Genomic DNA, 25,894 nt, shown 5'->3' with positions numbered 1-25,894 from the left:
GTAGAGTGAGGCGATGCAAATTGAAACCCGCAGCCTTAGGGCCTGACAAAAAATTACGAGCGCGTTCCGCGACTCCTTGGTACAAGGAAATCTGGAAGCACCGAATGACCTATACCCTGCTGATTCCCGGCCTGGTTTGGTTGATTTTGTTCGCTTACCTGCCGATGGGCGGCCTGTCGCTGGCGTTCAAGCACTACAAGGCCAACGAGGGCATTTGGGGAAGCCCTTGGGTCGGCTTCGAAAACTTCAAATACGTCTTCCGCGATCCAACCTTCGCGCAGGCCGTGTGGAGAACGCTGTACGTCAACATCATCAAGCTGGTCATCACGTTCCCGTTCCCGATCCTTCTTGCGCTGCTGCTGAACGAGCTGCGGATGCGCAAAACCAAAAAGCTGTTCCAAACGGTATTTACGTTTCCGCAGTTTTTGTCCTGGATCATCGTTTCCGGGATCGTCATCAACGTGCTGTCCTATGACGGATTGCTGAACAGCGCGCTGCAGCTGATGGGGCTGCCGACGATCAACTTCCTGGGTTCGGAAAAAATGTTCCTGCCGATGCTGATTCTAACCGACATCTGGAAGTCGACCGGCTGGGGCGCGATCATCTTCCTGGCGGCTATTTCCGGCATCGACCAGGACCAGTACGAATCGGCCCAAATCGACGGCGCTTCGCGGATGCAGCAAATTTTCAAAATTACGCTGCCGAACATTCTTCCGACCGTTACCGTCATGTTCATTCTTAACGTGGGCGGTTTGATGTCCGCGGGCTTCGACCAGATCTTCAACTTGGCGAACGCAGCCACGCAAAACGTGTCCCAGGTGCTCGACGTATACATTTACCGCATTACGTTCCAGTCCTCGACGGACTTCTCGTTCTCGACCGCCGTCAGCTTGTTCCGTTCCCTGGTGAACATGATCCTGTTGCTGGCCGCCGACCGAGTGGCAAAAATGATGGGCGGAGACGGCTTGTTCCGCTAGGAAAGGAGTGAATAACAGATGAGTACCGCTACCGCAAAACGGCATAAATACCGGATCGGCAAAATGACCTTTCTCGACTATGCGCTGCTGGTCGTCCTGATCATTTTGTCCTTGATGATCCTCATCCCGTTCATCAACGTGATCGCGATTTCGTTCGCTTCGCAAAAAGAATACGCCGATAACCCGATGATGCTGTTTCCGAAGCATCCGACGCTGGACGCTTATAAGGCGTTGTTGAATGACGGAAGGATTTTGACGGGCTTCTGGAATACGATCAAAATTCTCGTCGTCGGGCTGCCGCTCAGCTTGTTCCTGACAAGCACGATGGCCTACGGCCTTAGCCGGGACAAGTTTCCGGGCAAAAAGCTGATCTTTTTCCTGGTCCTGTTCACCATGATTTTCAACGGCGGCATCGTACCGCTTTACCTGGTCATGAAGTCGCTTCACCTGACCGGTACCTTGTGGTCCGTCATCCTGGTGGGGAGCTTCAGCGCCTTCAACATGATCCTGATGATGAACTATTTCCAAGGCCTCCCGGAATCGCTGATGGAATCCGCCAGACTCGACGGAGCCGGGGAATGGAAGATCCTGTTCTCCATCGTGCTGCCGCTGGCCGCGCCGATCATGGCAACGATTACGCTGTTCTACGGCGTCGCCTTCTGGAACGGATGGTACGACGCGATGATTTTCCTGCGAAAGGCGGAGATGCTGCCGCTGCAAAACGTCCTAAGAACGATCATCGTCGAATCCTCGACAAACGTTTCGAACGCGTCCAGCGTGGACGCCCTGAACAAATCCGGTTTTTCCACGGGAATGAAGATGGCTTCGGTTTTCGTATCGATGGTGCCGATTATGTGCTTCTTCCCGATGCTGCAAAAGCACTTCGCCAAAGGGGTGTTGACAGGGGCTATCAAGACCTGATTACACAATAGATTTTTAACTGAGGATTTTGCAAAAGTTCAAAAAGAGCACTTCCTATCAGCAATATATAGAGCGAAACGGTTTCATTCCTCCATATATTGTACTCTGGAGCGGCCGGAATCGAATTTTGCAAAAGCCTGAACTGCAAAAATCTGATCAAAGTGGGGGAAAAACATGAACACCAAAAAGCTGCTTAAACCTCTCCTGGCCGTCGCGCTGTCGGCGGTTATGGTGACGGTCACTGCCTGCTCGAAAGACTCGGCATCATCCGGCGGCAACGAAAAAGACGCGGACGGCAACTACAAGGACAAGCTGAAAATCTCCGTCGCGCAGACGACCGAAGTGAAGGACGGCGTGCTGGACAACGAATTCCACAAATATTGGATGGACAAGTTCAACGTCGAGTGGGATTACAACTACGTGCAATGGGATTCCTGGCCGGAAAAACTCCGCCTGTGGATCAACTCCGGCGACCTGCCTGACGTGGCAAGCTGGAACTACGTGCACGGCGATTTCATGAATTACGTGGACCAAGGACTTTTGTACAAATTTCCGGATGACTGGAAGGAACGCTGGCCGAACGTAGCCGCAGCCTACAAGCTGACGGGCCTTGGCGACAAACTGGAAGAGCTGACGGGCGGCACGTACATCCTGCCGAAACCGGTCTACTACCAAAACAAACCGGCCGACCCGCTCGTGAACCAAATCGGCGTCATCGCGCTGCGCAAGGACTGGGCGAAAGCCGTCGGATTCGAGTTGAAGGACGCATACACGACAAGCGAGCTGATCCATTATGCCGAGCTGATCAAAGAGAAGGATCCGGGGAAACTGGGCTCCAAGCTGGTTCCGATGTCTTATAACGCGGACGATGCCCTGACGAACATCATCATGGCCAACAGCGAACACTCCCGCGTGGAATCCGCATTCTACAGAGGCGAAGACGGCAAATTCCATTGGGGTCCGGCGGATCCGGAAACGTTGACCGGCCTGAAGCTGATGCAAAAGGCGTATAAAGAAGGCCTGCTGAATCCTGAGTTTTACACATGGAAAAACAACGAAGGCACCGACAACTTCAGAGTCAAAGGCGTAGCCGGCATCATGTCCCTCGGCGGCCTGGCATCGTACAGACAAGATCTGGACAAAAACATGCAGAAAAACCTGGGCGTCAGCAGCGACGATCTGGTCCACACGGCCATCGTTCTCGGCGATGACGGCAAATACCGCAACCTGGAGCAGGTTAATTTCTGGTCGTCCCTGATCTTCTCGCCGAACATCAGCCAAGAGAAGTTTGAACGCATCATGGACATCCTCGATTACTCGACAAGCAAAGAAGGACAATTGCTCGTCAACATGGGCTTCGAGGGCAAAGACTGGAAATACGACGACAAAAACGAGCTGGTGAGCCTGCTTCCGGAAGGAACGACGCTCGAAGACAAATATCCTGCACGTTTTGAAGGCCTGTATGTCCTGGGCGACGACTTCAGCGTCGTGAACCCGGCGATCAAAAAGGAATACCGCGACCGTGCCGTGCAGCTTTTCCAAGAAAAAGCGAAACTCGGCAAAGAAGGCGGCAAGCTGGCGACTTACGATTGGGACGTACAGCTGTATGATTCCAAGGCAAAAAGCCAAGCAACGTTCGAATATCAAAACGAGTATGCCAACCTGATTCTGCAAAGCGGCGATCTGGAAACCAACTGGAAGAAATGGGTGCAAAGCAAGCAATCCCTCGTTCAACCGGTGCTGGATGAATTGAACAGCAAATTCGCCAAGTAAAGATATCTCTAAAAAGGACGATGGGCGAGGGGTTTTACCCAAACCCCCGTCCGTGAACCCGGTGTGCAGCATTAGGGTGCAGCCGGGTTCTTCTCTTCATGACGGCCGGAAAGACCTCTATTTTCCAGCTGGGACGGCAGGCTTCCGGCCTCGTGAAAGAGACGAAGTTATCCCCTCTCTTCTGATTGAGGAGTTTGCACAAGCGGATGGAAACAAAAAGCGATCCGTCCTGCCCGCTTCCGGGGCGACGGATGTTGCGCAAGCTCCTGAGAAAGAAGAAAGAATGCCGGAGTCTTCAAGCGGCTCGCGGCGTTCTATAAATCTTTCATATATAATGAAGCAATTTTCGGCCCAGGCGCCTGTACAGCAAAAAAAGAGAAAAAACCCGCTTGAATGTTTGAGCAGGTAGTGGAGGGAACTGTATGGATATTCAGCAATTAAAAGGCCTTATACAACAAATGACGCTGGAAGAGAAAATCGCTCAATTGCTTCAGCTTACCGCCCATTTTCACGAAGGCACGGACAACGAAAGTCAAGTGACCGGACCGATGGAGGAAATGGGAATTACCGAGCCGATGGTTACCGGCAGCGGTTCCGTGCTTGGCCTTTCCGGGGCGCAGGCGGTCATCGACGTGCAGCAATCGTACCTGAAAAAAAGCCGGCTGGGAATCCCGCTGATGTTTATGGCGGACGTCGTGCATGGTTTTAAAACCATTTTCCCGATCCCGCTCGCCATCGGCTGCTCCTGGGATTTGGAGCTGGCGGAGAAAAGCGCGGAAATCGCCGCCAAAGAGTCGGCCGTATCCGGCATTCACGTGACGTTTGCGCCGATGGTCGATCTGGTGCGCGATCCGCGCTGGGGAAGAGTCATGGAAACGACCGGAGAGGATCCTTATCTCAACGGAATGTTTGCCCGCGCCTTCGTCAGAGGTTATCAGGGAAGCAATCTGAAAGAGGAAACCGACCGACTGGCGGCTTGCGTGAAACACTTTGCGGCTTACGGCGCGCCGGAGGGCGGACGGGACTACAATACGGTCAACATGTCCGAGCGGCAGCTGCGCGAGCAATATTTGCCGGCCTATAAAGCGGCGCTTGACGAAGGCTGCGAAATGGTCATGACATCGTTTAACACGGTGGACGGCATTCCGGCGACCGGCAACGAAAAACTGATGCGCGGCATTTTGCGCGACGAATGGGGATTCGACGGCGTGCTGATCTCCGACTGGGCGTCCATTCGGGAGATGATCGCGCACGGCGCGGCCGAAGACGACCGCGAAGCGGCATACCGGGCGATCCGGGCCGGCGTCGACATTGAGATGATGACCCCTTGTTACGTCCGCCATTTGCCGGAGCTCGTGGAGAGCGGCAAGGTGGACGAAGCGCTCATCGACGAAGCCGTATTGCGCATCCTGCGCCTGAAAGACAAACTCGGACTTTTTGAGAATCCGCTTCGCGCGGCAGACCCGGAGCGCGAGAAGGAAATTCTTTTCTGCGAGGAACATCGCCGGGTTTCCTATGAGCTGGCTGCCAAATCGAGCGTTCTCCTCAAAAACGACGGCGTGCTGCCGCTGCGAAAGGATGCCCGCGTTGCATTGATCGGCCCGTACGCGGAGAGCAACGATATTCTCGGCTGGTGGTCCTGCGTAGGGGAGAAGGAAGATGCGGCTCCGCTCGCTTCGGCGCTCAAGGAACGTTTCACCGGAACCCTTGTCGTCAGCGAAGGTTGCGGCATCGACAGCATGACGCCGGAGCAGCTGGAGGCGGCGCTCGAAACGGCCCGCAGCGCCGACATCGTCGTGTTGGCCCTGGGCGAAGAATCCGCGATGAGCGGCGAAGGCGGCTCCAGAACGAACATCCGCCTGCCTCAGGCGCAGCTCGAGCTGGTGAAATGGCTGAAGAAGCTTGGCAAGCCGATGGCAGCCGTCATTTTCAACGGCCGTCCGCTTGATTTGCACGGCATATTCGACGAGGCCGATGCGGTGCTTGAAGCCTGGTTCCCGGGCAGCGAAGGCGGGGCGGCGATCGCCGACATTTTGACCGGCCGCGTGAACCCGTCCGGGCGTCTGACGATGTCCTTCCCGCAATCGGTGGGCCAAGTGCCTGTTTACTACAACCATTTTAATACGGGACGCCCGATGGATCCTTCCAAATCGGACGAACGTTACGTATCCAAATATATCGACAGCCCTAACGATCCGCTGCTGCCGTTCGGGTTCGGCCTTTCGTACACGAGCTTCGAATACAGCGATTTGACCCTGTCGAGCCCGGAAATGAAGGCGGATGAACCGATCACGGTGCAAGTGAAGGTAACCAATACGGGAGAACGGGCCGGAATCGAAACGGTTCAATTGTACGTTCGCGACGTGGCGGGAGAGGTCGTCCGTCCGCTCCGCGAGCTTAAAGGATTCGAACGATTGGAGCTTCAGCCGGGCGAGAGCCAAACCGCAACCTTCACATTGACGGAAGAGCAGCTGCGGTACCATCATTCCGATCTCGGTTTCGCAAGCGATCCCGGTTCCTTCCGGGTATTCGTGGGGGCGAACAGCCGCGACACGCTGGAAGCGTCCTTTAAGCTGGTTTAATCGAAACAGGTGAACGTGAATGAAGGCGGACCGTGCGAGGGGCCTGACGGCCTCTCCGGCACGATCCGGACACCGCGCTCGCAGGTTTATTTCAAGGGTTAGGAGGAATTAACAACATATGACAGCCACGATTACGAACTCTAAGCTAAACATCCAAGCGGGTGATTTGAGCTTTACCTTTTGGGAAAGCGGCGATTTGCACCAGGCTCTAAGCGGCCAAACCATGATAAACCAACTGGTGGCAAGCCCGATCGAAGGAGCTTTGAATAACCTGTACCTGCGTATTCACCGCGAGTCGGGCATTTCGTTTTACCCTCTGCTCGGCATCCGTTCCCAAAGCAAAGTCAGCGCCGGGCAACGCCGGATTCTTTGGGAAGGCAGCGCCGACGGCGTCGAATACCGCGTGACTTTTGCCGTGTCTCCGCTCGGCGTCTGGTTCTGGGACGTGGTGGCCCGGGGCGAAGGGGCAAGCATCGACATCATCTACGGACAGGATCTCGGCAATGCCGACATCGGGGCGGTGCGCAGCAACGAAGCCTATTTGTCCCAATATATCGACCATACCGTTTTCGAGGACGATGATTTCGGTTACGTCGTTTGCTCCAGACAAAACATGCCGCAAAGCGGCGGAGCGTTCCCATATATCCAGCAAGGCGCCTTGACGCGCGCTGCCGGCTATTCGACGGACGGCTTCCAATTTTTCGGTTTGTCCTACAAGGAAACAAACGTGCCTTCCTGCCTGAGCAAGGCCGGGCTGGCCAATGAAATCTATCAATACGAGTTTGCGTACACGGCGCTGCAATCCGAGCGGGTGACGCTTGACGGCGAAGCGCGTTTCGTATTTTACGGCCTGTTCAAAGAAAACCATCCGGCCGCGGTAACCGAGCTCGAGTATAAAGCCGAGGTTCGGCAGGCTTGGGAGGCTTATTTGGTCGAAGGCGACAAGGAAACGCTGCGGCAGCTGCCCGCCGTTCGGTTTAACGGAACCATCGGCGAACCGCTGCAAACCCTCTCCATGTCGGCGGAGGAAATCGATGCGCGTTTCCCGGAACATAAGAGACAACAGGAAGAACGCGAAGGCGGACAACTCCTTTCGTTTTTCACGGATTCCTACGAACATATCGTATGCAAAGAAAAAGAATTGCTGGTTGAACGTCCGCACGGCCATATTTTGATGAGCGGGAACAACGTTGAATTCGGGGCGACGGTCATCACGACCACGTCTTACATGTACGGCATTTTCAACTCGCATCTGGTCGTGGGCAACACGAACTTCAACAAAATGATGAGCAACGCCCGAAACGCGCTAAACGTGCCGAAAACGGCCGGACAGCGGATTTACGTGGAAGTGGACGGGCAATACCGGCTGCTGACGATGCCATCGCTGTTCGAAATCGGTTTTAACTATGTGCGCTGGTATTACAAAACGGCCGACGACATGCTGGTCATTACGAACTTTACGACCGTGGACACGCCGGAAGTGCGGCTGAACGTTCGTTCCGAAAGCGGAAAGGCGTACCGTTTCCTCGTGACAAGCCAAGTGACGATGAACGTCAACGAATACGAAGCGCCGGTTCGCATGACGAACGAAAACGGCGTCCTTACCTTCTTCGGCGGGCAGGATGACCTCCGCAAGGAAGCCTACCCGAACTTGCAATACCGCATGTGGCTGGATGGCGCCGCGGCCGAGATCGGCGACGAGACCGTGCTTGCGGAAGGCGTACCGGCCGGCTGCGCGTCGCTCTACACGATGCAAATCGAGGCAACCCGCGAGTGGACCCTGACGGTGCAAGGTTTGCTGAACGGCGAACACTTGCCGGCCGAAGACAAAAACGTCGAGGAAGAGATCGCCAAATATCGCGAATTCTATCGGGAGGTCATGAACGGATTCCGCCTTACCGGCGGGGACGGAGCCGAGGGCGCCGACTTCTTCAAGGTGAACGCGCTGGCTTGGTGGTACACGCATAACATGCTCGTCCATTATTCGGTTCCGCATGGCCTGGAGCAATACGGCGGCGCGGCATGGGGAACGCGCGACGTGTGCCAGGGACCGTCGGAGTACTTCATGGCCACGCAAAAATTCGGTCAGGTCCGGGATATTTTGCTTACGGTATATTCCCATCAATACGAGGATGACGGAAACTGGCCGCAATGGTTCATGTTCGACCGGTATGCCCCGGTGCAGCAGGAGGAAAGCCACGGCGACATTATCGTCTGGCCGCTCAAGGTGCTCAGCGATTATTTGACGGCTACGCGGGATTACAGTATTTTGAAGGAAAAGGTTTCCTATACCGTTAAAGGAAGCTTCAAGTTCACGGAACAAACATACACGCTGCTCGAGCATGTGCATAAGGAAATCGGCTACATCCGCAGCCACTTCCTGCATGATACGTACTTGTCGTCTTACGGCGACGGGGACTGGGACGATACGCTGCAGCCGGCGAACGCCCAGCTCAAGAAATACATGGTCAGCAGCTGGACGGTGGCCCTGACGTACCAGACGTTTACCCAGCTGTCCGCTGCGCTGCTGGCGGAAGAACCGTCCTTTGCGGCGGAGCTGCAGGAAATGGCGGACGGCATCAAACGCGATTACCGCCGGTATATGCTGCAAACCGACGTTATTCCGGGCTTCCTCTATATGGAAGACCCTGCTAACGCCAAGCTGATGCTGCATCCGACGGACACCGAAACGGGTATCCAATACCGCCTGCTGCCGATGACGCGCAGCATGATCGCGGAACTGCTCGATCCGGAGCGCGCGAAATCGCATTACGCATTGATCAAGGAAAAGCTGTTCTTCCCTGACGGCGTTCGTTTGATGAACCGTCCCGCCCAGTACGCCGGAGGCGTCAGCACGCATTTCAAACGGGCGGAGCAGGCTTCGAATTTCGGACGCGAGGTCGGGCTTCAATATGTCCATGCCCACATCCGGTTCATCGAAGCGATGGCGAAGCTGGGACATGCGGACGACGTATGGAACGGGCTTAACGTCATTAACCCGGTCGGCATCCGCGACGTCGTGCCGAATGCGGAAATGCGGCAGAGCAACGCGTATTTCAGCAGCTCGGACGGCAAGTTCAACAACCGCTACGAGGCGCAGACGCAGTTTGACGACCTCCGCAGCGGCAAGGTGCAGGTGAAAGGCGGATGGCGGATTTATTCCAGCGGTCCGGGGATTTACATGAACCAGCTGATTTCGAACGCCCTCGGCATTCGCCAGGACCAAGGCGGACTGACGATCGACCCGGTCCTGCCGGCGTCGCTGAACGGAATGCATTTCGATTTCGAATACGACGGGGTCAAGGTTACCTTCGTTTATCATATAACCGGCGCTTCCGTCAGCCGCGTGACGCTAAACGGCAATCCGCTCCAGGCGGAGCGGGTGGCCAATCCTTACCGCGAGGGCGGCTTGCGCATCAACAAGGAAGCCTTTGAGCAGGCGATGAAGGACGATCATAACGTCGTTGAAATTTTTATGTAAATTTTTAGGCGATCTTAACGGATCGCCATTTTCCATAGGATCCGATTCATCCAAGAATGAACGGGATTTTGCGGGAAAGGGGCGCCAGCAAGCGCCTCGCCTGCAAAATTCCCCGGCGAACAACGATAAGGAGCGAGGACAAATTGGTAAGTATAAAGGATATCGCTAAAAAAGCCGGAGTCTCCATTTCAACGGTATCTTATGCCCTGAACGGCAGCAGCAAGGTGACGGACGAAACCAGCGCGAAAATACTGGCGATCGCCAAAGAGCTGAACTATGTTCCGAACGCCGCTGCCAGAACGCTGAAAAAACGGGAGACGAAAATTCTCGGCGTATTCCTGACGGACTTCAAAGGGGATGTGTACGGGGAACTGCTGGACGGCATGAAGGAGGTCTGCAACTCGCAGGGTTACGACCTCATCGTCTGCAGCGGCAAGCAGTCCCACCGCATGCTGCCGGAGCGCCTGATCGACGGCGCGGTCATACTGGATCATACGTTCTCCAGCGAGGAACTGCTGAAGTACGCGGACCGCAACCATAAAATCGTCGTGCTCGACCGCGAGCTGGATCATCCGAACATCAATCAGGTTTTGCTCGACAATAAGGCCGGGGCGACCTTGGCCACCGAATATTTGGTGGAGCAAGGCCATAAAAAGATCTATATCGTATCCGGGCCCGAAGGGTCCTTCGACTCGATCCAGCGCATGAAAGCCGTCAAAATGGTTGCGGACCGGCGCAGCGACATCGAATGGATCGAAATTCAAGGCGATTTCAAAAAAAGCGGGGGCGAGAAGGCCGCCGAACAAATCATGCGGGAGTATACGGAACCCGTCGCGGTGTTTTGCCTGAACGACGAGATGGCGATCGGCCTGTGCAACCGGCTGGCCGATACGGAGTTCCGGATCGGCGAGCAGATCCATTTGATCGGTTTCGATAATATCGAGCTGACCCGGTATATGCAGCCGAGGCTGGCCACCATCGACTATTCCAAACGGAAATGGGGGGCGCTCGCGTCGGAGCAGCTCATCAAAATCATTTCCGGCGAAAAAGTCGAGCATGAGCGCATCTACGTAACGCTCATCCAAGGCGAATCCGTGGGGAAGCCTTCCGTCAAGGGCGCATCCCGTTAACATTAAAATGACCCGAATCGAGGCAAACCGTCCATGGTCCTCGTATTCGGGTCATTTTGCTATGGCTATTCGTTCAAAACATAAAGCTGAGCTGTTTGGCATAGGCGCCGACGGCGGGATTGTTTTCGAAAAAAGAGACGTACACGTGCAGCAGCATCATCGGCAAAGAGGCCGGAGCCGATCTGTCGGTTGTCATTTGCTATCGGCTGTTGAGGACATTGTTTATCTTCCTGGCGGTTCCGCCGCTGCTGAAGGCGATTTTCCGGTCGATGCTGCGCAAGCGGTCGCCTGCGTAACACGAAAAAAAGCTCCATGCCTGTTTGCAGGCATGGAGCTTTTGGCTGTTTACGAAGATTTGCTCAGCAGCATTAGAATGATGGACGAAAGCGACAGGCAGGCGCTGATCAAATAGATGAACAAGACGGCCTGCTTCGGGCTCAGCCCCCAGGACAACAGCCGGTAGTGAATCTGGCTTCGGTCGGCCTTGTATACCGGTTTTCCGTTCAAATAACGTTTGATGATCACGTAAATGTTGTCGAAGATCGGCACGCCGAGCGCCAGCACCGGAACCAGGATCGAGATGACGGTAACCTGCTTGAAGGCACCGTCCAGCGCGATGATGCCGAGCATGAAGCCGATAAACGTGGCACCCGCGTCCCCCATATAAATTTTGGCCGGCGGCTTGTTGTACTTCAAGTAGCCGAGCGCCACCCCCACGAGGATGATCGCCATGATCGCCGACTGCGTCTGGCCTTTGGAAATCGCGACGATAAACAAGGTCAGCGCGGAAATGCCGGCTACGCCTCCCGACAACCCGTCCAGTCCGTCCATAAAGTTGATGACGGTCGTAACGCCGAAAATCCAAAGGATGGTCAGGATGAACTGGAGCCACTCAGGGAATACGATCATATGCCCGGCAAACGGAATCGTCACCCCGACGAAGGAGATGCCGGAAAAGTAGACGATCACGGCCGCTCCCACCTGCACCACCGTTTTCGGCAGCGCCGGAAAGTCTTTGCCGCGCGTTTTGTACCAGTCGTCCACCATGCCGATGCCGAGAATGAGGAGCGAACCGGCGATGATGCCGGCCATTTCCGAATCCCAATGACGGCTCAGGATGAGGTACGGAATCATGAATCCCAGGAAAATGGCGATGCTCGCCAAATGGGGGACAGGTTCTTTATGGATTTTCCGGCTTGTCGGCCTGTCAACGAAATCGACCCGGATGGCCAGCTTTCGCAGGGGTGGAATCAATGCCAGCACGATGACAAGCGATAAAATAAATGCGATTACATACACGTTTTTGGCCTCCATCACTTCAGTTAACAATGGGTTAATACATAAAGTCCCATCATTAGCCATGTTTCTTGGAAAAGCTTTATTTTTAACTAGGATAATACCTATTTTTCCAAATGACAACGGTAAATATTTTATGTTTCCATAACATACCAAACAAACCAATCTAACAAATCTATATGAAAATAGACCTAGATTCACCGAAGCGAAGAAAAAAGGGAAGAAAAGGGTGAGCGATTTGAAAACCAATAAAATGCTGCAGACCATTGCCGCAGCGGCTTTCGTGACGGCCGCGCTGTCGGCGGGAGCGCCGGAGGCCAAAGCATTGCGGGCGCAGGACCAAAGTACTGCATCCCAAGTCTCACCGGCCAAATTCGCGGTAGCGAGCGAAAGCATCCGCGTCAACGGCCAAAACATGACCGTCTCCATGCTGAAAGCCGGGAACGGGAAGCTGATCGCGCTGGGCGATCTCGCTAAAATGTACGGCGCGGCCGCAACTTCCACCAAGGGCCTCATCACGGTAAAGACCGGCAAAAACGGGCATACCCTGCAGCTGCAATCGGGTTCCAAAACCTTCAAGCTTGACGGCGAAGCACAGACCTTTACGGCCGCTCCTGTCATTCAGGACAATCGTGCTTTCGTTGAGCTGAAGCCCGTCGTAGCCGCTCTGGGAGGCGAAGTCATCGCTGCCGGGGATTCGCTGCAAATCCTGACGGCGGGGAGAATCGAGGGAAGTTTCGCTTCCGTTTCTTTCGACGCCAAAGGCCGACTCGTCGCCGTGAAGGAGGATGCCGATCCGGCCCAATTGTACAGCCTTGGCTCAGACTACAGCTCACGTTTATTATTTTCAAATCCGAACGCGTCGAATATGACAATTTCTCCGAACGGCGACCTCGCCGCGTACACCGACGAAACCGGACAGCTGTACCTCGTCAGCCTGAACGGCGGAGAGCCGTACAAACTGGGTGCGGACACCTCCGTGAAGACGGATCTGGCCTGGACGGCCGACGGCAAAAAAATCTATTTCATTCAGGGCGACAAACAGGAAAAAATCTCGTGCGTCTCCGTGGACACGGGTCAAATCACCGAAATTTTGGCTGACAAGGTCGAAAATAAATCCGAGGTCCGCGTTTCGGCCGACGAGAAGAAAATCGCTTATATCGTCACCGCGACGGGCGTTGCGCAAAACGACAAAGACAGCACGGAAGATTCCCTCAAAATCGATTATTCCGGCGCCGGGGAGCAGATCTATACGTTGGATCTCGGCGTGAAGGACGCCAAACCCGCAGCGCTGACGGCCTCCGGGGACAACAAACTGTATCCCGCCTTCCTGGGCAATGGCAGCTTGGCGTATTTGAGCGCCGATCCGGAACAAGCGAATGCCAAAGGAACGATCAAAGTCGTTTCCGCAAGCGGCGGTACCCGGGATTTGATCGCGGACGCGGACTTCTTGCTCAGCGCTTCGAGCCCAAGCGGCCATTTGGCTGCCGCCGGCGTGGCTGCCGACGGAAGCTGCAAGGTCTACGCCCTGGTATCAGGCGTCAAAACCGAAGTGTACGCCGCCCAGGCGGACGTTACCGGCCTGGCCATTTCGGAAGACGGCACCCGCGTGGCCGTCGTCGCGGACGGCAAAGTGATCCTGGTTCAAAACGGTAAAACCGACCAGCTTACCAAATAATTTGCGTCATATCGAGAGGAGATTATACGTATGAAATGGTTCAAAAAAATGTCGCTTGTGGCCGCAGCCTCGCTTGTGGCCGTATCCACCCTCGTCGGCTCCGCTTCGGCGGCTTCGGGATTGTCGGGCAAAATTACGATCAACGGGTCGACGGCGCTTCTTCCTTTGACGCTGCAAGCAGCCAAGGAATTTCAAAAGCTGAACCCTAAAGTCAGAATCGCCGCCTCCGGCAAAGGCTCCGTGACCGGACCTCAGGCCGTGAAAAAAGGCATCGCTGACATCGGCGCCTGCGATTGGGACGCCAGCATGGACGTCCCCGGTTTCAAAGCATTTGACGGCCAAGTCGCCAACAAAGTTGCAGTCATTCCGTTCGCAACGATCGTGAACAAAAACGTGAAGGTCAACAACCTGACGACCGAGCAGCTGAAAGGCATTTATTCCGGCAAAATCACCAACTGGAAGGAAGTCGGCGGAGACAATGCGGACATCGTCGTCATCACCCGCGCTTTCGGCTCCGGCACGCGCGTCAACTACCAGGCCAAGGCGCTGGGAGGCGGCGACATCGTGAAAAAGGACAAAAACTACAAGGAAGTCGGCTCCAGCGGCGACATGAAAACAGCCGTGGCGACGACGCCGAACGCCATCGGCTACATCGACCTGGTATACGTGAACAGCGACTTAAAAGCCGTCAGCTTCAACGGCGTGGCCCCGACGACCGACAACGTCATCAACGGCACGTACAAAATTTGGGCGTACGGTTATTACATGACCAAAGGACAACCGACAGGCGCGACGAAAGCGTTCATCGAATACGTGCAAAGCCCGAAGTTTCAGCAGGGATCGCTCAAAAAGCTGAAATTCATTCCGATTTCGGCGATGCGCTAATACCGTAAGCGGTACGTGATTGATGCCTTAACAAGGAATAGCGAGCGGCCAGCCCTGATCACGGGGCTGGCCGCTTTATGGGAGGAAACCTGAGTGAGCATCTCTGCCCGGCCAACGATGCCCGATAAATCGGGTTCGCTCGCGAAGCCGGCGGACGGACGGTTCGGCCGTTACGTTCGCGCCCGTTTCGCGGATCGGTTGTTTAAGTATTATTTCCTGTTCAGCATTTTGGCCCTTTGCTTCGTGCTCGGGCTCGTCATCTTTTTTATCGGCAAAACGGCGTTATTGACCTTCGCCCATATTTCCCTGGCCGACTTTTTCCTGTCGTTCGATTGGACGCCGGAAAACGAAAGCTTCGGGGCGGCCGGCATCATCGTCAATACGTTATCTTTGACGGCGCTGACGTTGGCCATGGCGGTGCCGGTTGCGGTCGGCATGGCCGTGCTGATCGCCGAAATCGCTCCGAAATGGCTGCGGAACATGATGCGTCCGGTGCTGGATCTGCTGGTCGGCATTCCGTCCATCGTTTACGGCTATCTCGGCCTCACGGTATTGATTCCGGTCCTGCGCCGGATGAGCGGGGAAAATTTGGGCGACGGGCTGCTTGCCGCGGCTCTGGTGCTTGCGCTGATGGTGCTTCCGACCATTTGCCGGATCAGCGACGAAGCGATTTCGATGGTGCCGAAGAAGTACCGCGAAGCGGCGTATGCGCTTGGATCGACGCGCCTTCAGGTGACGATGAGGGGCGTGATTCCGGCGGCGGGACGGGGAATCGTCGCGGCTGTGATTATGGGGATGACCCGGGCGATCGGGGAAACGATGGCGGTCGTCATGGTCATCGGGAATACCGCGCAGCTTGCCACGACGTTATTCACTCCGGCATCCGTCCTGACGAGCAACATCGTCATGCAAATCTCCAACGTCGAATTCGATACGACCTGGAACTACGCGCTTCATATGATGGCTTTGCTGCTGCTGGCCATTTCGTTCCTGCTCATCCTGTTGATCCGTTATCTTGGACGGAAGGGAAGTGACCAAACATGACGCCGACGGCCCAAAGCCGAAAAATGCAAGGGTCGCTTGCGTATAACAAGCTTGCCACGGCCGCCTTTTATGGATTGGGGGCGCTCGTGCTGCTGCTGATTGTCTGGCTGTTGCTTACGATTCTCGGCAAAGGGCTCCCCGGCCTGACGCTGGATTTTTTGACGAAAGTGCCGGAGGATATCGACCCGGGGGGCGGCATCGGCCCGGTGTTGTTCAACTCCTTCTACATTTTGTTTTTGTCGCTGGTCGTTTCGATCCCCATCGGGGTCGGAGCCGGCATTTACATGGCCGAATACGCGCCCGAAAACAAGCTGACCGAGGTGCTCCGCATCTGCGTGGAGAGCTTGTCATCCGTTCCGTCGATCGTTTTCGGCATGCTCGGTCTCGCGATTTTCGCCGAGTATTTCCAAATCGGCTTGACGATCCTGGGCGGGGCGGTCAGCCTTGCCTTCCTCAATTTGCCCATGCTGGCCAGGGTGACCGAAGAAGCGGTCCGCGCCGTGCCCCATGACGTTAAAAATGCTTCCTATGCGCTCGGAATGACCCGGTTCCAATGCATCCGCACCGTCGTGCTGCCGATCGCGCTGCAGGGCATCATAACGGGCATCTGCCTGGTGGCGGGCCGCGCCTTCGGCGAATCGGCCGTCATTCTGCTCACGTCGGGCCTCAGCACGTCGGGCGAAATGTGGGATTTCAACCTGTTTGCGCCCGGCGAAACGCTTGCCGTCCATCTGTGGTACGTGCAGTCGGAAGCGATCGTGGAAGATGCCGCATCGATCGCGCAGCGGTCCGCGGCCGTGCTGGTCGTCGTCGTTTTGCTCATCAACCTGCTTTTCCGCATTCCGCTGTGGATCAACAACCGCAAACTAAAACGTTAGGAAACATTCAGGAAGCCTTCGTGCCTGCAAGGTACGGGGGCTTTTTTGCGTTTTGCGCGCGATAATCTTTCGGAACCGCCGAAAAGCACGAAAACTTCACGAAATATCTACATTTATCGGTGTTGAATGATGGCGGATGGCGGAGTACAATGAATCAGTGAGTTTTGGATAAAAGCGGTTGTCCGATGACCCGATTTCGAAATTGGAAAGGTATTGATCCCATGTCTTGGCTAAAAAACTGGATCCCTAGGCCGATGCAACACTGGGCTCCTCTTTTATTGATGCTTGTTTTTCCCGTGCTCGGGAGCCTTTATCAACTGGTCAACCAGCCGACGGACAACGTCTATTCGCTTGTCACGCCATTGGACCAGGCAACGCCGTTCATTAAATATTTTGCGCTCCCGTACGGAGTCTGGATTTTTTACATCTATGTGTGCATCGTGTATTTCTTTTTCAAGGACCGGCCGTCGTTTTACCGTTCCATCTTGTTGTACACGGTCTGCGCCCTTACGTGTTACGTCATTTATCTGGTGTTTCAAACGACCGTGCCGCGGCCCGTCGTCGTCGGAGACGATCCGTTTGCGATGCTTATGCGGTTCATTTACAAACGGGACCAACCGTTTAACTGTTTTCCGAGCATTCACTGCTTCTCCAGCTACATGGTGATGCGGATGATATGGCAAAGCCCGGCGCGCAACCGCAAAAACGTCTCTTTGATCACCGGCATGTCGCTGCTTATTATTTTATCGACCTTGTTTATCAAACAGCACGTCATCATGGACGTCATCGGCGCGATCGCTCTTGTCGAAATTTACAATTTCCTGTTCATCAAGCTTCCTGCCCTGCATAAAAACAAAGTGGCGGCGGAACGCCGAGAATTCCAGGCATAATAGGACCCATTTCTTTGAAAAAGGCTGCTTTGAAAAGCGGTCTTTTTTTTGTTATTTACATCGTATTTTTGAAATTTTTTCTGAAATATAGCATGGATATGAAAATAGTGTTATAATCGAACCAAACATCCGATGTTTGGAGGATTTGCCGATGACACTTCAACGCCCGACGAAACAAACGTTGGTCGAACAAATCGCCGCCCAGCTTGAGCAGCTTATCGAAGACGGGACATGGCCGGTCGGCGAACGCATTCCCGCGGAACCCGAGCTCGTCAAGGAGCTTGGCGTCAGCCGGAACACGATCCGCGAAGCGATTCACGCGCTGATCCATGCGGGCATGCTCCGGACAAGGCAGGGGGATGGAACCTATGTGTGCTCTGCCAGCAGCCTGGCGCCGGCATTGACGCGGAGATTGGAACGGTCGAAGCTGAGCGATACGCTCGAAGTCCGGTCGGCTTTGGAGCAGGAGGGAGCCCGTTTGGCGGCGCTCCGGCGTACGCCCGAGGATATCGTCCGAATCCGTTCGGCTTATGAGGCATGCATCCGTGCCGAAGCTGCCGGGGATATCGAAGGTTACATCCGGGCGGATTACGAATTTCACAAAGAGATGATCGCGGCCGCGCATAATCCGATTTTGAGCGACCTGTACGATTCCATCAGCGAATCCGTCCGGCAGGTGGTGAGTTACGGCAGCGGCCACCTGTGCTTGTTGGAGCTTCATTCGGAGCTGAACGCCCGGCTGATCGAAGCCATCGTCGCACAGGACGAAAGCCGATCGGCGGAGGCGGTCCGCGACTATCTTGACGCTTCGCGCACCGTATTGCTAAAAGAGATACAAGGGGGAGACAAAACACATCATGAATAACGCAACCGAAACGAAATTTCAACAAAACACCGATCCTGCCGCATCCACCGGCGTGAAGGCGGCGGTGCTGCTGCTCGGGATCGTCATGATCGCCACGACGCTCCGGTCGCCGATCACGGCGGTGGGACCGCTGATCGAAACGATCCGCAGCGATATGGGCATGTCCCACACGCTTGCCGGATTGCTGACCACGTTTCCGCTGCTGGCCTTTGCGGTCATTTCTCCGCTCGCGCCCAAAATTTCGCGCAGCTGGGGGATGGAGCGGACGTTGTTTCTCGGCGTGTTCGCCGTGACTGCGGGCGTGTTATTACGCTTTATCCCGTCGCTGGCCGCGTTGTTTGCGGGGACCATTTTGCTTGGCGTCGGCATCGCGCTCAGCAACGTCCTGCTTCCAAGCTTGATCAAACGGGACTTCCCGCTGCGGACGGGCGTCATGACGGGGATTTATTCGGTATCGATGAACATTTTTGCGGCGGTGGCTTCGGGGATCAGCGTCCCGGTCGCTTCCCATCTGCATTCGGGGTGGCGGGGATCGCTTGTCATGTGGGGCATCTTTTCCGCCGTCGCGATGCTGGTCTGGCTGCCGCAGCTGCGCTCCCGCCATCAGGCGGGCGAGGCGCAGGTTTCGGGCAAAAGCGGCGTTTGGGGCTCCAAGCTCGCTTGGCAGGTCACGATCGTCATGGGACTGCAATCTTTCGTATTTTATTCCGTGGTCGCCTGGCTGCCCGAAATTTTGACCGAACGAGGCATGAGTCCTTCGACGGCAGGCTGGATGCTGTCCCTGCTGCAGTTGTTCAGCGTGCCGGTTACGTTTATCGTGCCCGTACTGGCAGCCAAACTCAAGAACCAGCGTTTGCTTGTGTTCCTTACGTTCCTATGCTTCATGATCGGATTCTCGCTGCTTATGACCGGCGTCGCGGCGCTGGTGCCTGCCGCCGTCATTCCGATCGGCATGGCGACGGGGTCCGCTTTTGGCCTGGCCACGATGTTTTTCGTGCTTCGCACCCACCATTCGCAGCAGGCAGCCGAGCTGTCCGGAATGGCGCAATCGATCGGCTATTTATTGGCCGCGGTCGGCCCGCTGCTGTTCGGATTCGTCCACGACGTAACCGGAAGCTGGACGGTAGCCATCATCTTGCTGATGGCGGCCGGCATCATCTATATGCTTGCGGGTTGGGGAGCCGGAAGCAATCGTTATATCGGAGATAAGTAATGAACGACGGCAGCCCGGAAGAGGTAACATCTTCATAGGGGCTGCCGTTTATTTTAGAGACAAACGCAGGTCTCTGCTGACCAGGAGCCCCTGCAAAACGGTGCATGGATTGTCGGATGCCCGTTTCTTGATCCTGTTAGGATGAGATTAAAGGAGGTCATAACCAATGGATATGCTGCAAAACTTGAACCGGGCGCTCCGGTACATCGAAGAGAACCTGGACGGCGAGATCGACTATCAAGAAGCGGCACGGCTGGCGTTGTGCTCGGAATATCATTTTAAAAGAATGTTTTCGTTCCTGGCCGGGATTTCGTTGTCCGAATACATTCGGCGCAGGCGCCTGACTTTGGCCGCGATCGACCTGGCCGCCGGAGCAATGAAGGTGATCGATGCCGCCGTCAAATACGGGTATCATTCGCCGGATTCGTTCGCCAGGGCGTTCCAGCAGCTGCATGGAATCACGCCGTCCGAAGCGCGAAATCAAGGACGTTCGTTAAAAGCATTTCCCCCCATGACCTTCCGTTTATCCATTGAAGGAGGAGAAGAAATGAACTATCGTTTGGAGGAAAAAGAGGCGTTTCGCATCGTGGGGCTCAAGAAAAGGGTCCCGATCCAATTCAGCGGCGTCAATCCGGAAATCGCCTCCATGTGGGCCGGCTTGGACGAAAAGACGATTACCCTGCTGAAAAGGCTGTCCAACGTTGAACCTCAGGGGCTGATCAGCGCCTCCGCCAATTTTTCGGAGGGCCGCATGGAAGAGCAGGGCGAGCTTGATCATTACATCGGGGCGGCCACAACCGCCGAATGCCCGGAGCATCTGTCGATGCTGGAGGTGCCGGCCATGACGTGGGCCGTGTTCGAAGCGGTCGGTCCTTTTCCCGAAACGCTTCAATCGGTATGGGGGCGGATTTATTCCGAATGGTTCCCGTCTTCGGGGTATGAAGCCGTTGAAGGCCCGGAACTGCTGTGGAACGAAAGCAAGGACACTTCCTCGCCGGCATTCCGGAGCGAAATCTGGATTCCCGTCGCCAAAAAAACGGCGGTGTAATCCCCGATCGTCACCTTGAAACCCTGTGATGGAAAAAGGACTTCCCCTGCATGGAAGGGATGGGCATGCGCCCACTTCCTTTCCTGCGGAGCGCGGGTCCTTTTTTGTTTATTCGTTGCCGCTATCCAATTTGAGTCGCACACGAATTCCGGCTGCGGCCGTATGCAAGCGGTGCCCTCGTTTCCTTTTCTAAGAACAGCGAGAATAGAGCGTTTTCATAAGCCGCAAATTTTTTTTGCCGCGAAAAAACCGAGCCGCATCAACGGTTTGCGGCCGCGTCGCCGGCTTGGCGGCGGCCCGGATTTTTTTAATTGTGCTATATTTTAGGTGAAGAATCGATAAGGGAACATAACACATCCAGCATGAGGAGGGACGATCATTTTGAACAACTTTGAACTTCTCACCCGCTATCTGAAGGAAAACAAGCTGCTCTACTTGACCGCCGTGCTTCTGATCATTTTATCCAACGTAGACCAGTCCTTGCTTCCCCAGATGCTGGGAAAGGTAACGGATGGACTGAAGGACGGGACGCTGGGACGGGACGGAATCATTCAGTACAGCCTGATCCTGCTGGCCATCGCGGTATCCTACGGGGTGATGTTCGGGCTGGGGCAGTATACGATCATGAGGCTCGGACGGCGGTTCGAGTTTATGACCCGCGGACGCATTTTTGCCCAGTTTTCCAGGTTGAGCGAGGATTTTTTCTCCAGGCAGGGAACCGGGAAGCTGCTCAGTTACGTGATGAACGACGTCACCTCGGTGCGCGAGGCGATCTCCTTCGGCGTGACGCAAACGACCAACGCGGTGTTTATGGTGATTTCCTGCGTGGCGATGATGCTCATTACGGGCATACCGATCACGTTGATCCTGGTCAGCGTCGGTCCGCTGGTGGCGATCCCGTTTCTGGTCATCTATTTCGGCCCGCGAATCCGGGAACGGTCGATGAGGGTTCAGGAGAATCTGGCGACGATGACCGAATCGGCCGATGAGCAGATCGGCGGAATCCGGGTCACGAAAACGTTCGCCATCGAGGAGACCGCCCAGCGGAGGTTTGACGGCACCGTGGACGGCGTCCGGGAAGCGCAGCTGCGCTTGGTGCGGATGTCTTCGTTGTTTCAGGCGATATTGCCGTTTCTCGGGGCATTGTCCCTGGTCGTGTCGCTGCTGGTCGGCGGGTACATGACGATTCGGCATCAGCTGTCGCTCGGCAGCTTCGTGGCGCTGACGTTTTATTTAAGGATGCTGATGGGACCGCTCCAGCAAATCGGCAACGTCATTAATATGATGCAGCGTTCGGGCGCGTCGCTGGAACGGGTGAACCGCCTGCTGGCGGAGGTGCCGAGCGTCCGGGACCATGATTCGGCGGTCGAGCTCAGCTCCATCGGCGATATCGAAATCAGACATTTGGATTTTGCGTATCCCGGCGCTTCGGACAAAGCGCTGAAGGATGTCAGCTTTACGATTCCCAAAGGACGCACGATCGGCCTGATCGGCCGGACCGGCAGCGGCAAGTCCACCCTTGCCAAGCTGCTGCTTCGGATCTACGAACCTCCCGCAGGCAGCATCCGCGTGAGCGGCGAGGATATCAGGGAAGTATCCCTGGACACGCTCCGGCGCAAAATCGGCTATGTTCCGCAGGACGGCTTTTTGTTCAGCACCGACATCGCGGACAACATCGCGTTCAGCGACCGCTCGGCGAATATGCAGCAAATCCGCAGCGCAGCGGATCAGGCTTTGCTGCTGGACAGCGTGAATACATTCAAGGAGGGGTTTCAGACCAAACTGGGCGAACGCGGGTTGACCCTTTCGGGCGGACAAAGGCAGCGGGCCAGCCTGGCGCGGGGCCTGATGAAAAAGCCGGAGCTGCTTATTCTCGACGACAGCATGAGCGCGGTGGATACGCTCACCGAGTCGGGGATTTTGAGGAATTTGATCCGGGAACGGCGGGGGAAAACGACCCTGATCATCGCCCACCGGATCAGCAGCGTGCAGCACGCGGACGAAATCATCGTACTGGACGAGGGGCGCATCGTGCAGCGCGGCAGCCATGAGCAGCTGATGGCCCGCCGCGACGGATTGTACGCCTCCTTGTACCGGATGCAGCAGGAGGGATTGCAGCATGCCTAATTCTTCGGCTGCCGCGACGGCCGGCAGAACGACCTCCCATGAACAGAAAGGCAAGTCGCTGGATGCGTTTAAACATGTCTTCAAATATGCCAGGCCGCATAAGCTGACGTTTGCCGCCATTTTCGTTTGCGCCCTGCTGGGGATTTCGGCGGATTTGGTGCAGCCGTATCTCGTCAAAATCGTCATTGACGACCATTTGGCCAAAGGCCAGGCGGAATTCGGATACATCGCGATGATGGCAAGCATATACCTGGGAATCTCGATCGTCAGCTTTTTGTTTTCCTATTTGCAAAACAACCTGCTGCAGTTTGCGGGACAAAGCATCGTGGCGAAACTCCGGAAAGATTTGTTCCATCATATCTCCAAAATGTCGATGTCGTATTTCGATAAGGTCCACCGCGGCAGTCTGGTCACGAACGTATCCAGCGATACGGAGACGATCAGCCAATTTTTCACGCAGGTGCTTCTCAGCCTGATCCGCGACGGCATGACGCTTGTCCTCATCATTTACTTCATGTTCCGCCTCGACGCGACGCTGGCATGGTATTCGCTGACGATCCTTCCGGTCATCGGCCTCGTGGCCTTCCTGTTCCGGCGCTATCTCCGCGAAGCTTACCAGGTGACCCGCAGCCGCCTGTCGCGTCTGATCGGCTTTATCGCCGAAAACCTGTCCGGCATGGGGCTGATCCAGGCCTTCCGGCAGGAAGAAGAGCAGACGCGCCGGTTCGATGAGCATAATCAGAGCTATTGGGAAGGCAATATGCGAGAGGTGCGGGCCAACGTCCTTTTTAACCGGACCTTCGATATTTTGGGCAACCTGGCTTTGGTGCTGGTCGTCTGGCTCGGCGGCATGGCCGTGTTCGACCATGCGGTCGAGGTGGGCGTTTTATACGCTTTTACAAGCTATATCCGCCAGTTTTTCCAGCCGATCAACCAGATTACGATGCAATGGAACACGTTTCAATCGACGATGGTGTCCATGGACCGGATTTGGAAAATATTCAGCACCGAGCCGGAGGTCAAAGATCCGCGGCCCGAGCGCAAAGCGGATTTGAAAGCCGGTACGGCGCTCGGCAAGGTGGATTTTAACCATGTGACTTTCGGATATAACCCGGCGGACCCGGTGATTCCCGACTTGGATCTTCATTTGACCGCAGGCGAGATGGTCGGCATCGTCGGAACGACGGGGGCCGGCAAAAGCACGCTGATCAGCCTGCTGAACCGTTTTTACGACGTCAACCGGGGCAGCATCCGGATCGACGGCGTCGATATCCGCGACATCCCGCAGCGGCAGCTGCACCGTCTGGTCGGTTTGATCCAGCAGGAGCCGTTTCTGTTTTCGGGCAGCGTGCTGGATAACGTAAGGCTTTTCCAAGATGACATCACCCGGGAGCAGGTCATGGAGGCCTGCCGGCAGGTCGGCGTTCACGACATGATCATGCGGATGCCCCAAGGTTACGATTCGAAGCTGTCCGAAAGGGGAAGCGGGTTGTCGGCCGGCGAGCGGCAGCTGATCTCCTTTGCCCGGATCATGGTTTTTGAGCCGAAAATTCTCATTCTGGACGAGGCCACGGCGCATCTGGATTCCCAGACCGAACAGCTGGTGCAAAACGCCCTGCAAACCGTATCCGAAGGCCGGACGACGCTGATCATCGCGCACCGGTTATCGACGGTCATGCACGCCGACCGCATCCTGGTCATGAAAAACGGCCGGGCGGTGGAGGAGGGCACGCATGAGGAGCTGATCGCCATGCACGGCTATTACGAGCAGCTGTACCACCACGCAAGGCAGGCGTCGGAGGAGGAATGATGCGGGACACTTTTCGTTTTTCCTTCAAAAAGAGAAGCCGTTTCCGGTACGACCGGAAGCGGCTTTTATGTTGGATCGGGCCCGGTTAGCAGCTTAGGGAAGGCTTGCTATGCATCACTGCTTCGGGCCTTTGACATGATCGTTACCTCAAGTCCAGGAAGGGAGGGGCAGGCATTTTGGAAGACCAAAGAATATGGTTCGGGCCTTGTTTTTTGCTTCGAATACGCCCGTGGTAGATCCGGGGAGCCATTGCCGTTCTTTTCGATTTTCGGCGTGTACCCGGAGCCTGGGCATTCAAGGAAAAGCGTATCGTTTTAAGACGTTTCGTTCCCGCAGGTTTGATTTTTCTTACCCGTTTGGTTTTTTGCATCGGTCGGCGTCTTTCCAAACGCTTCTTCCGGTTTCCGGGTTTTGCCAAGTAATATCTTCCATGGGCGCCAACCCTTCTTTTTTTGATTGTTCTAGGTGTTGCCGGCGGGACAACCGGCGTTTTCCAAGGGGTCAGACCGAGGAGCTCCTGATACAGGCCATATCCTTCGGATAGGGGATCCCACATTTTTGTATCGCCGGCAAAGTGGACGATTTTGTTGTTTAAGTCCTGCCCGCTGCCCGGGAGACAGAACGAGTTAAAGCGCTCATCCAGCAGGAGGGAATTTCCTCCGAACACATGATTCAATGCATCCTGATCCGGCATGGTCGTTCCGGGATAGCTCCGCCAAAAATGTAACGTCTCTTCATACCAGTTCATTTTTTGGCGTATATTGTTCAGCGCGAATACAATGACCCCGGAATTAAAATAGGTTTCCGGATTTAGCCCGTAGGTCATGACGAGTCCTGCAATGCCCAGGATCCCCTGGTCGCGGACCGCCGCCAAATAATAGCCGTTCAAATCAATATTCCACAGCTCCGCAATGTCCATATTCACTAAAACATCGCAGTCCAGGTAAATAACCTTATCCGCTTGGATCAAGGACGGCAACAGCAGCCGGTACAAGCTTCCCCATGTCCACCGGTCCAGCGAACCTGTTCCCGATAATGCCTCAGCCATTTCCGGAGGAATAGTCACCGGATAAAAATGAATATTGTTGTTGAATCCGGAAACCAACTCCGTCAGCCGGTTCTTGTTTTCTTCCGTTAAGGTCTCGTCGTGGAGGATATGAACGTTGACCGGAGAACCCGTATGGCGGAAAACCGATGCGAGAACCACGCCGGCATGCTCCGAGTAGCTTCCATCTTTATCATTAAAAGCTAAAGCCAATTCGATCATTTGGTCCCTCACCTCTCCCTAAATCATTT

Annotated in this window: 19 protein-coding genes; 17 read left to right on the top strand and 2 right to left on the bottom strand. The window is 55.3% G+C overall.

The window, feature by feature from the left end:
* The first annotated feature begins 20 nt into the window (after nucleotides 1–20).
* The 7 genes from NYE48_RS20825 (at nucleotide 21) to NYE48_RS20795 (ending at nucleotide 11,160) form a co-directional block, all read left to right on the top strand.
* Nucleotides 21–977, top strand: a complete 957-nt coding sequence (locus NYE48_RS20825; protein ID WP_036713572.1) for an ABC transporter permease — start codon at nucleotides 21–23, stop codon at nucleotides 975–977.
* Between the two features lie 18 nt (nucleotides 978–995).
* Complete coding sequence (locus NYE48_RS20820) at nucleotides 996–1,898, top strand: carbohydrate ABC transporter permease (protein ID WP_212948027.1); 903 nt, start codon at nucleotides 996–998, stop codon at nucleotides 1,896–1,898.
* A gap of 174 nt (nucleotides 1,899–2,072) precedes the next feature.
* Entirely contained in the window at nucleotides 2,073–3,671 is a 1,599-nt protein-coding gene (locus tag NYE48_RS20815; RefSeq protein WP_036713575.1) for an extracellular solute-binding protein, read from the top strand.
* A gap of 422 nt (nucleotides 3,672–4,093) precedes the next feature.
* Nucleotides 4,094–6,253, top strand: coding sequence for a glycoside hydrolase family 3 N-terminal domain-containing protein (locus tag NYE48_RS20810; protein WP_212948026.1), 2,160 nt, complete (start codon nucleotides 4,094–4,096; stop codon nucleotides 6,251–6,253).
* Nucleotides 6,254–6,371: 118 nt separating this feature from the next.
* A complete protein-coding gene (locus NYE48_RS20805) occupies nucleotides 6,372–9,734 on the top strand; it encodes a GH36-type glycosyl hydrolase domain-containing protein (RefSeq protein WP_340999844.1) in 3,363 nt (1,120 codons plus the stop codon).
* A 143-nt stretch (nucleotides 9,735–9,877) separates the two neighbouring features.
* Nucleotides 9,878–10,864 (top strand): LacI family DNA-binding transcriptional regulator, encoded by a 987-nt coding sequence (locus tag NYE48_RS20800; protein ID WP_036713594.1) that lies wholly within the window; start codon nucleotides 9,878–9,880, stop codon nucleotides 10,862–10,864.
* Nucleotides 10,865–10,983: 119 nt separating this feature from the next.
* Entirely contained in the window at nucleotides 10,984–11,160 is a 177-nt protein-coding gene (locus NYE48_RS20795) for a hypothetical protein (RefSeq protein WP_340999843.1), read from the top strand.
* Between the two features lie 49 nt (nucleotides 11,161–11,209).
* Here the strand turns inward: NYE48_RS20795 and NYE48_RS20790 are convergent, their stop codons facing one another.
* Nucleotides 11,210–12,178, bottom strand: coding sequence for an MraY family glycosyltransferase (locus NYE48_RS20790; protein ID WP_036713579.1), 969 nt, complete (start codon nucleotides 12,176–12,178; stop codon nucleotides 11,210–11,212).
* 211 nt (nucleotides 12,179–12,389) lie between these two features.
* Here NYE48_RS20790 and NYE48_RS20785 point away from each other — a divergent pair, with 211 nt between their 5' ends.
* The 10 genes from NYE48_RS20785 to NYE48_RS20740 all read left to right on the top strand — a co-directional run bounded on the left by NYE48_RS20785 (nucleotide 12,390) and on the right by NYE48_RS20740 (nucleotide 24,598).
* Nucleotides 12,390–13,838 carry a stalk domain-containing protein gene (locus NYE48_RS20785; protein ID WP_340999842.1) on the top strand — a complete coding sequence of 483 codons (1,449 nt, stop codon included), beginning with the start codon at nucleotides 12,390–12,392 and terminating at the stop codon, nucleotides 13,836–13,838.
* A gap of 30 nt (nucleotides 13,839–13,868) precedes the next feature.
* Nucleotides 13,869–14,723 carry a phosphate ABC transporter substrate-binding protein gene (locus NYE48_RS20780; RefSeq protein ID WP_340999841.1) on the top strand — a complete coding sequence of 285 codons (855 nt, stop codon included), beginning with the start codon at nucleotides 13,869–13,871 and terminating at the stop codon, nucleotides 14,721–14,723.
* A 93-nt stretch (nucleotides 14,724–14,816) separates the two neighbouring features.
* Entirely contained in the window at nucleotides 14,817–15,767 is a 951-nt protein-coding gene (pstC, locus tag NYE48_RS20775) for a phosphate ABC transporter permease subunit PstC (protein ID WP_340999840.1), read from the top strand.
* Nucleotides 15,764–16,645: a phosphate ABC transporter permease PstA gene (gene pstA, locus NYE48_RS20770; protein ID WP_340999839.1), complete on the top strand. Its 882-nt coding sequence runs from the start codon at nucleotides 15,764–15,766 to the stop codon at nucleotides 16,643–16,645. The genes pstC and pstA overlap by 4 nt, the downstream gene beginning before the upstream one ends.
* A 254-nt stretch (nucleotides 16,646–16,899) precedes the next feature.
* Nucleotides 16,900–17,535 carry a phosphatase PAP2 family protein gene (locus tag NYE48_RS20765; RefSeq protein ID WP_340999838.1) on the top strand — a complete coding sequence of 212 codons (636 nt, stop codon included), beginning with the start codon at nucleotides 16,900–16,902 and terminating at the stop codon, nucleotides 17,533–17,535.
* Nucleotides 17,536–17,686: 151 nt separating this feature from the next.
* Entirely contained in the window at nucleotides 17,687–18,400 is a 714-nt protein-coding gene (locus NYE48_RS20760) for a FadR/GntR family transcriptional regulator (RefSeq protein WP_036713585.1), read from the top strand.
* Nucleotides 18,393–19,613 (top strand): CynX/NimT family MFS transporter, encoded by a 1,221-nt coding sequence (locus NYE48_RS20755; RefSeq protein WP_340999836.1) that lies wholly within the window; start codon nucleotides 18,393–18,395, stop codon nucleotides 19,611–19,613. Before NYE48_RS20760 ends, NYE48_RS20755 begins: the two co-directional genes overlap by 8 nt.
* 166 nt (nucleotides 19,614–19,779) lie before the next feature.
* Nucleotides 19,780–20,661: an AraC family transcriptional regulator gene (locus NYE48_RS20750; RefSeq protein ID WP_340999835.1), complete on the top strand. Its 882-nt coding sequence runs from the start codon at nucleotides 19,780–19,782 to the stop codon at nucleotides 20,659–20,661.
* A 381-nt stretch (nucleotides 20,662–21,042) separates the two neighbouring features.
* Nucleotides 21,043–22,788, top strand: a complete 1,746-nt coding sequence (locus NYE48_RS20745) for an ABC transporter ATP-binding protein (RefSeq protein WP_340999834.1) — start codon at nucleotides 21,043–21,045, stop codon at nucleotides 22,786–22,788.
* Nucleotides 22,781–24,598, top strand: a complete 1,818-nt coding sequence (locus NYE48_RS20740) for an ABC transporter ATP-binding protein (protein ID WP_340999833.1) — start codon at nucleotides 22,781–22,783, stop codon at nucleotides 24,596–24,598. The genes NYE48_RS20745 and NYE48_RS20740 overlap by 8 nt, the downstream gene beginning before the upstream one ends.
* Nucleotides 24,599–24,740: 142 nt before the next feature.
* Here NYE48_RS20740 and NYE48_RS20735 read toward each other — a convergent pair whose 3' ends face one another.
* Complete coding sequence (locus tag NYE48_RS20735) at nucleotides 24,741–25,865, bottom strand: glycosyltransferase family 8 protein (protein WP_340999832.1); 1,125 nt, start codon at nucleotides 25,863–25,865, stop codon at nucleotides 24,741–24,743.
* Nucleotides 25,866–25,894: the final 29 nt, after the last annotated feature.

The sequence above is a fragment of the Paenibacillus sp. FSL M7-1455 genome (assembly GCF_038004655.1).
In the GTDB taxonomy this organism is placed as follows: domain Bacteria; phylum Bacillota; class Bacilli; order Paenibacillales; family Paenibacillaceae; genus Paenibacillus_AQ; species Paenibacillus_AQ cookii.
The sequence above is the reverse complement of the archived record's forward strand: the minus strand, read 5'-3'. Positions and strand labels throughout refer to the sequence as shown.

Bases quoted from the DNA above. Each gene is read 5' to 3' on its own strand.
- NYE48_RS20760 (WP_036713585.1), top strand. From the start codon at position 17,687: ATGACACTTCAACGCCCGACGAAACAAACGTTGGTCGAACAAATCGCC.
- NYE48_RS20755 (WP_340999836.1), top strand. From the start codon at position 18,393: ATGAATAACGCAACCGAAACGAAATTTCAACAAAACACCGATCCTGCC.
- NYE48_RS20765 (WP_340999838.1), top strand. From the start codon at position 16,900: ATGCAACACTGGGCTCCTCTTTTATTGATGCTTGTTTTTCCCGTGCTC.
- NYE48_RS20810 (WP_212948026.1), top strand. From the start codon at position 4,094: ATGGATATTCAGCAATTAAAAGGCCTTATACAACAAATGACGCTGGAA.
- NYE48_RS20740 (WP_340999833.1), top strand. From the start codon at position 22,781: ATGCCTAATTCTTCGGCTGCCGCGACGGCCGGCAGAACGACCTCCCAT.
- NYE48_RS20805 (WP_340999844.1), top strand. From the start codon at position 6,372: ATGACAGCCACGATTACGAACTCTAAGCTAAACATCCAAGCGGGTGAT.
- NYE48_RS20820 (WP_212948027.1), top strand. From the start codon at position 996: ATGAGTACCGCTACCGCAAAACGGCATAAATACCGGATCGGCAAAATG.
- NYE48_RS20750 (WP_340999835.1), top strand. From the start codon at position 19,780: ATGGATATGCTGCAAAACTTGAACCGGGCGCTCCGGTACATCGAAGAG.
- NYE48_RS20735 (WP_340999832.1), bottom strand. From the start codon at position 25,865: ATGATCGAATTGGCTTTAGCTTTTAATGATAAAGATGGAAGCTACTCG.
- pstA (WP_340999839.1), top strand. From the start codon at position 15,764: ATGACGCCGACGGCCCAAAGCCGAAAAATGCAAGGGTCGCTTGCGTAT.
- NYE48_RS20815 (WP_036713575.1), top strand. From the start codon at position 2,073: ATGAACACCAAAAAGCTGCTTAAACCTCTCCTGGCCGTCGCGCTGTCG.
- NYE48_RS20780 (WP_340999841.1), top strand. From the start codon at position 13,869: ATGAAATGGTTCAAAAAAATGTCGCTTGTGGCCGCAGCCTCGCTTGTG.
- NYE48_RS20790 (WP_036713579.1), bottom strand. From the start codon at position 12,178: ATGGAGGCCAAAAACGTGTATGTAATCGCATTTATTTTATCGCTTGTC.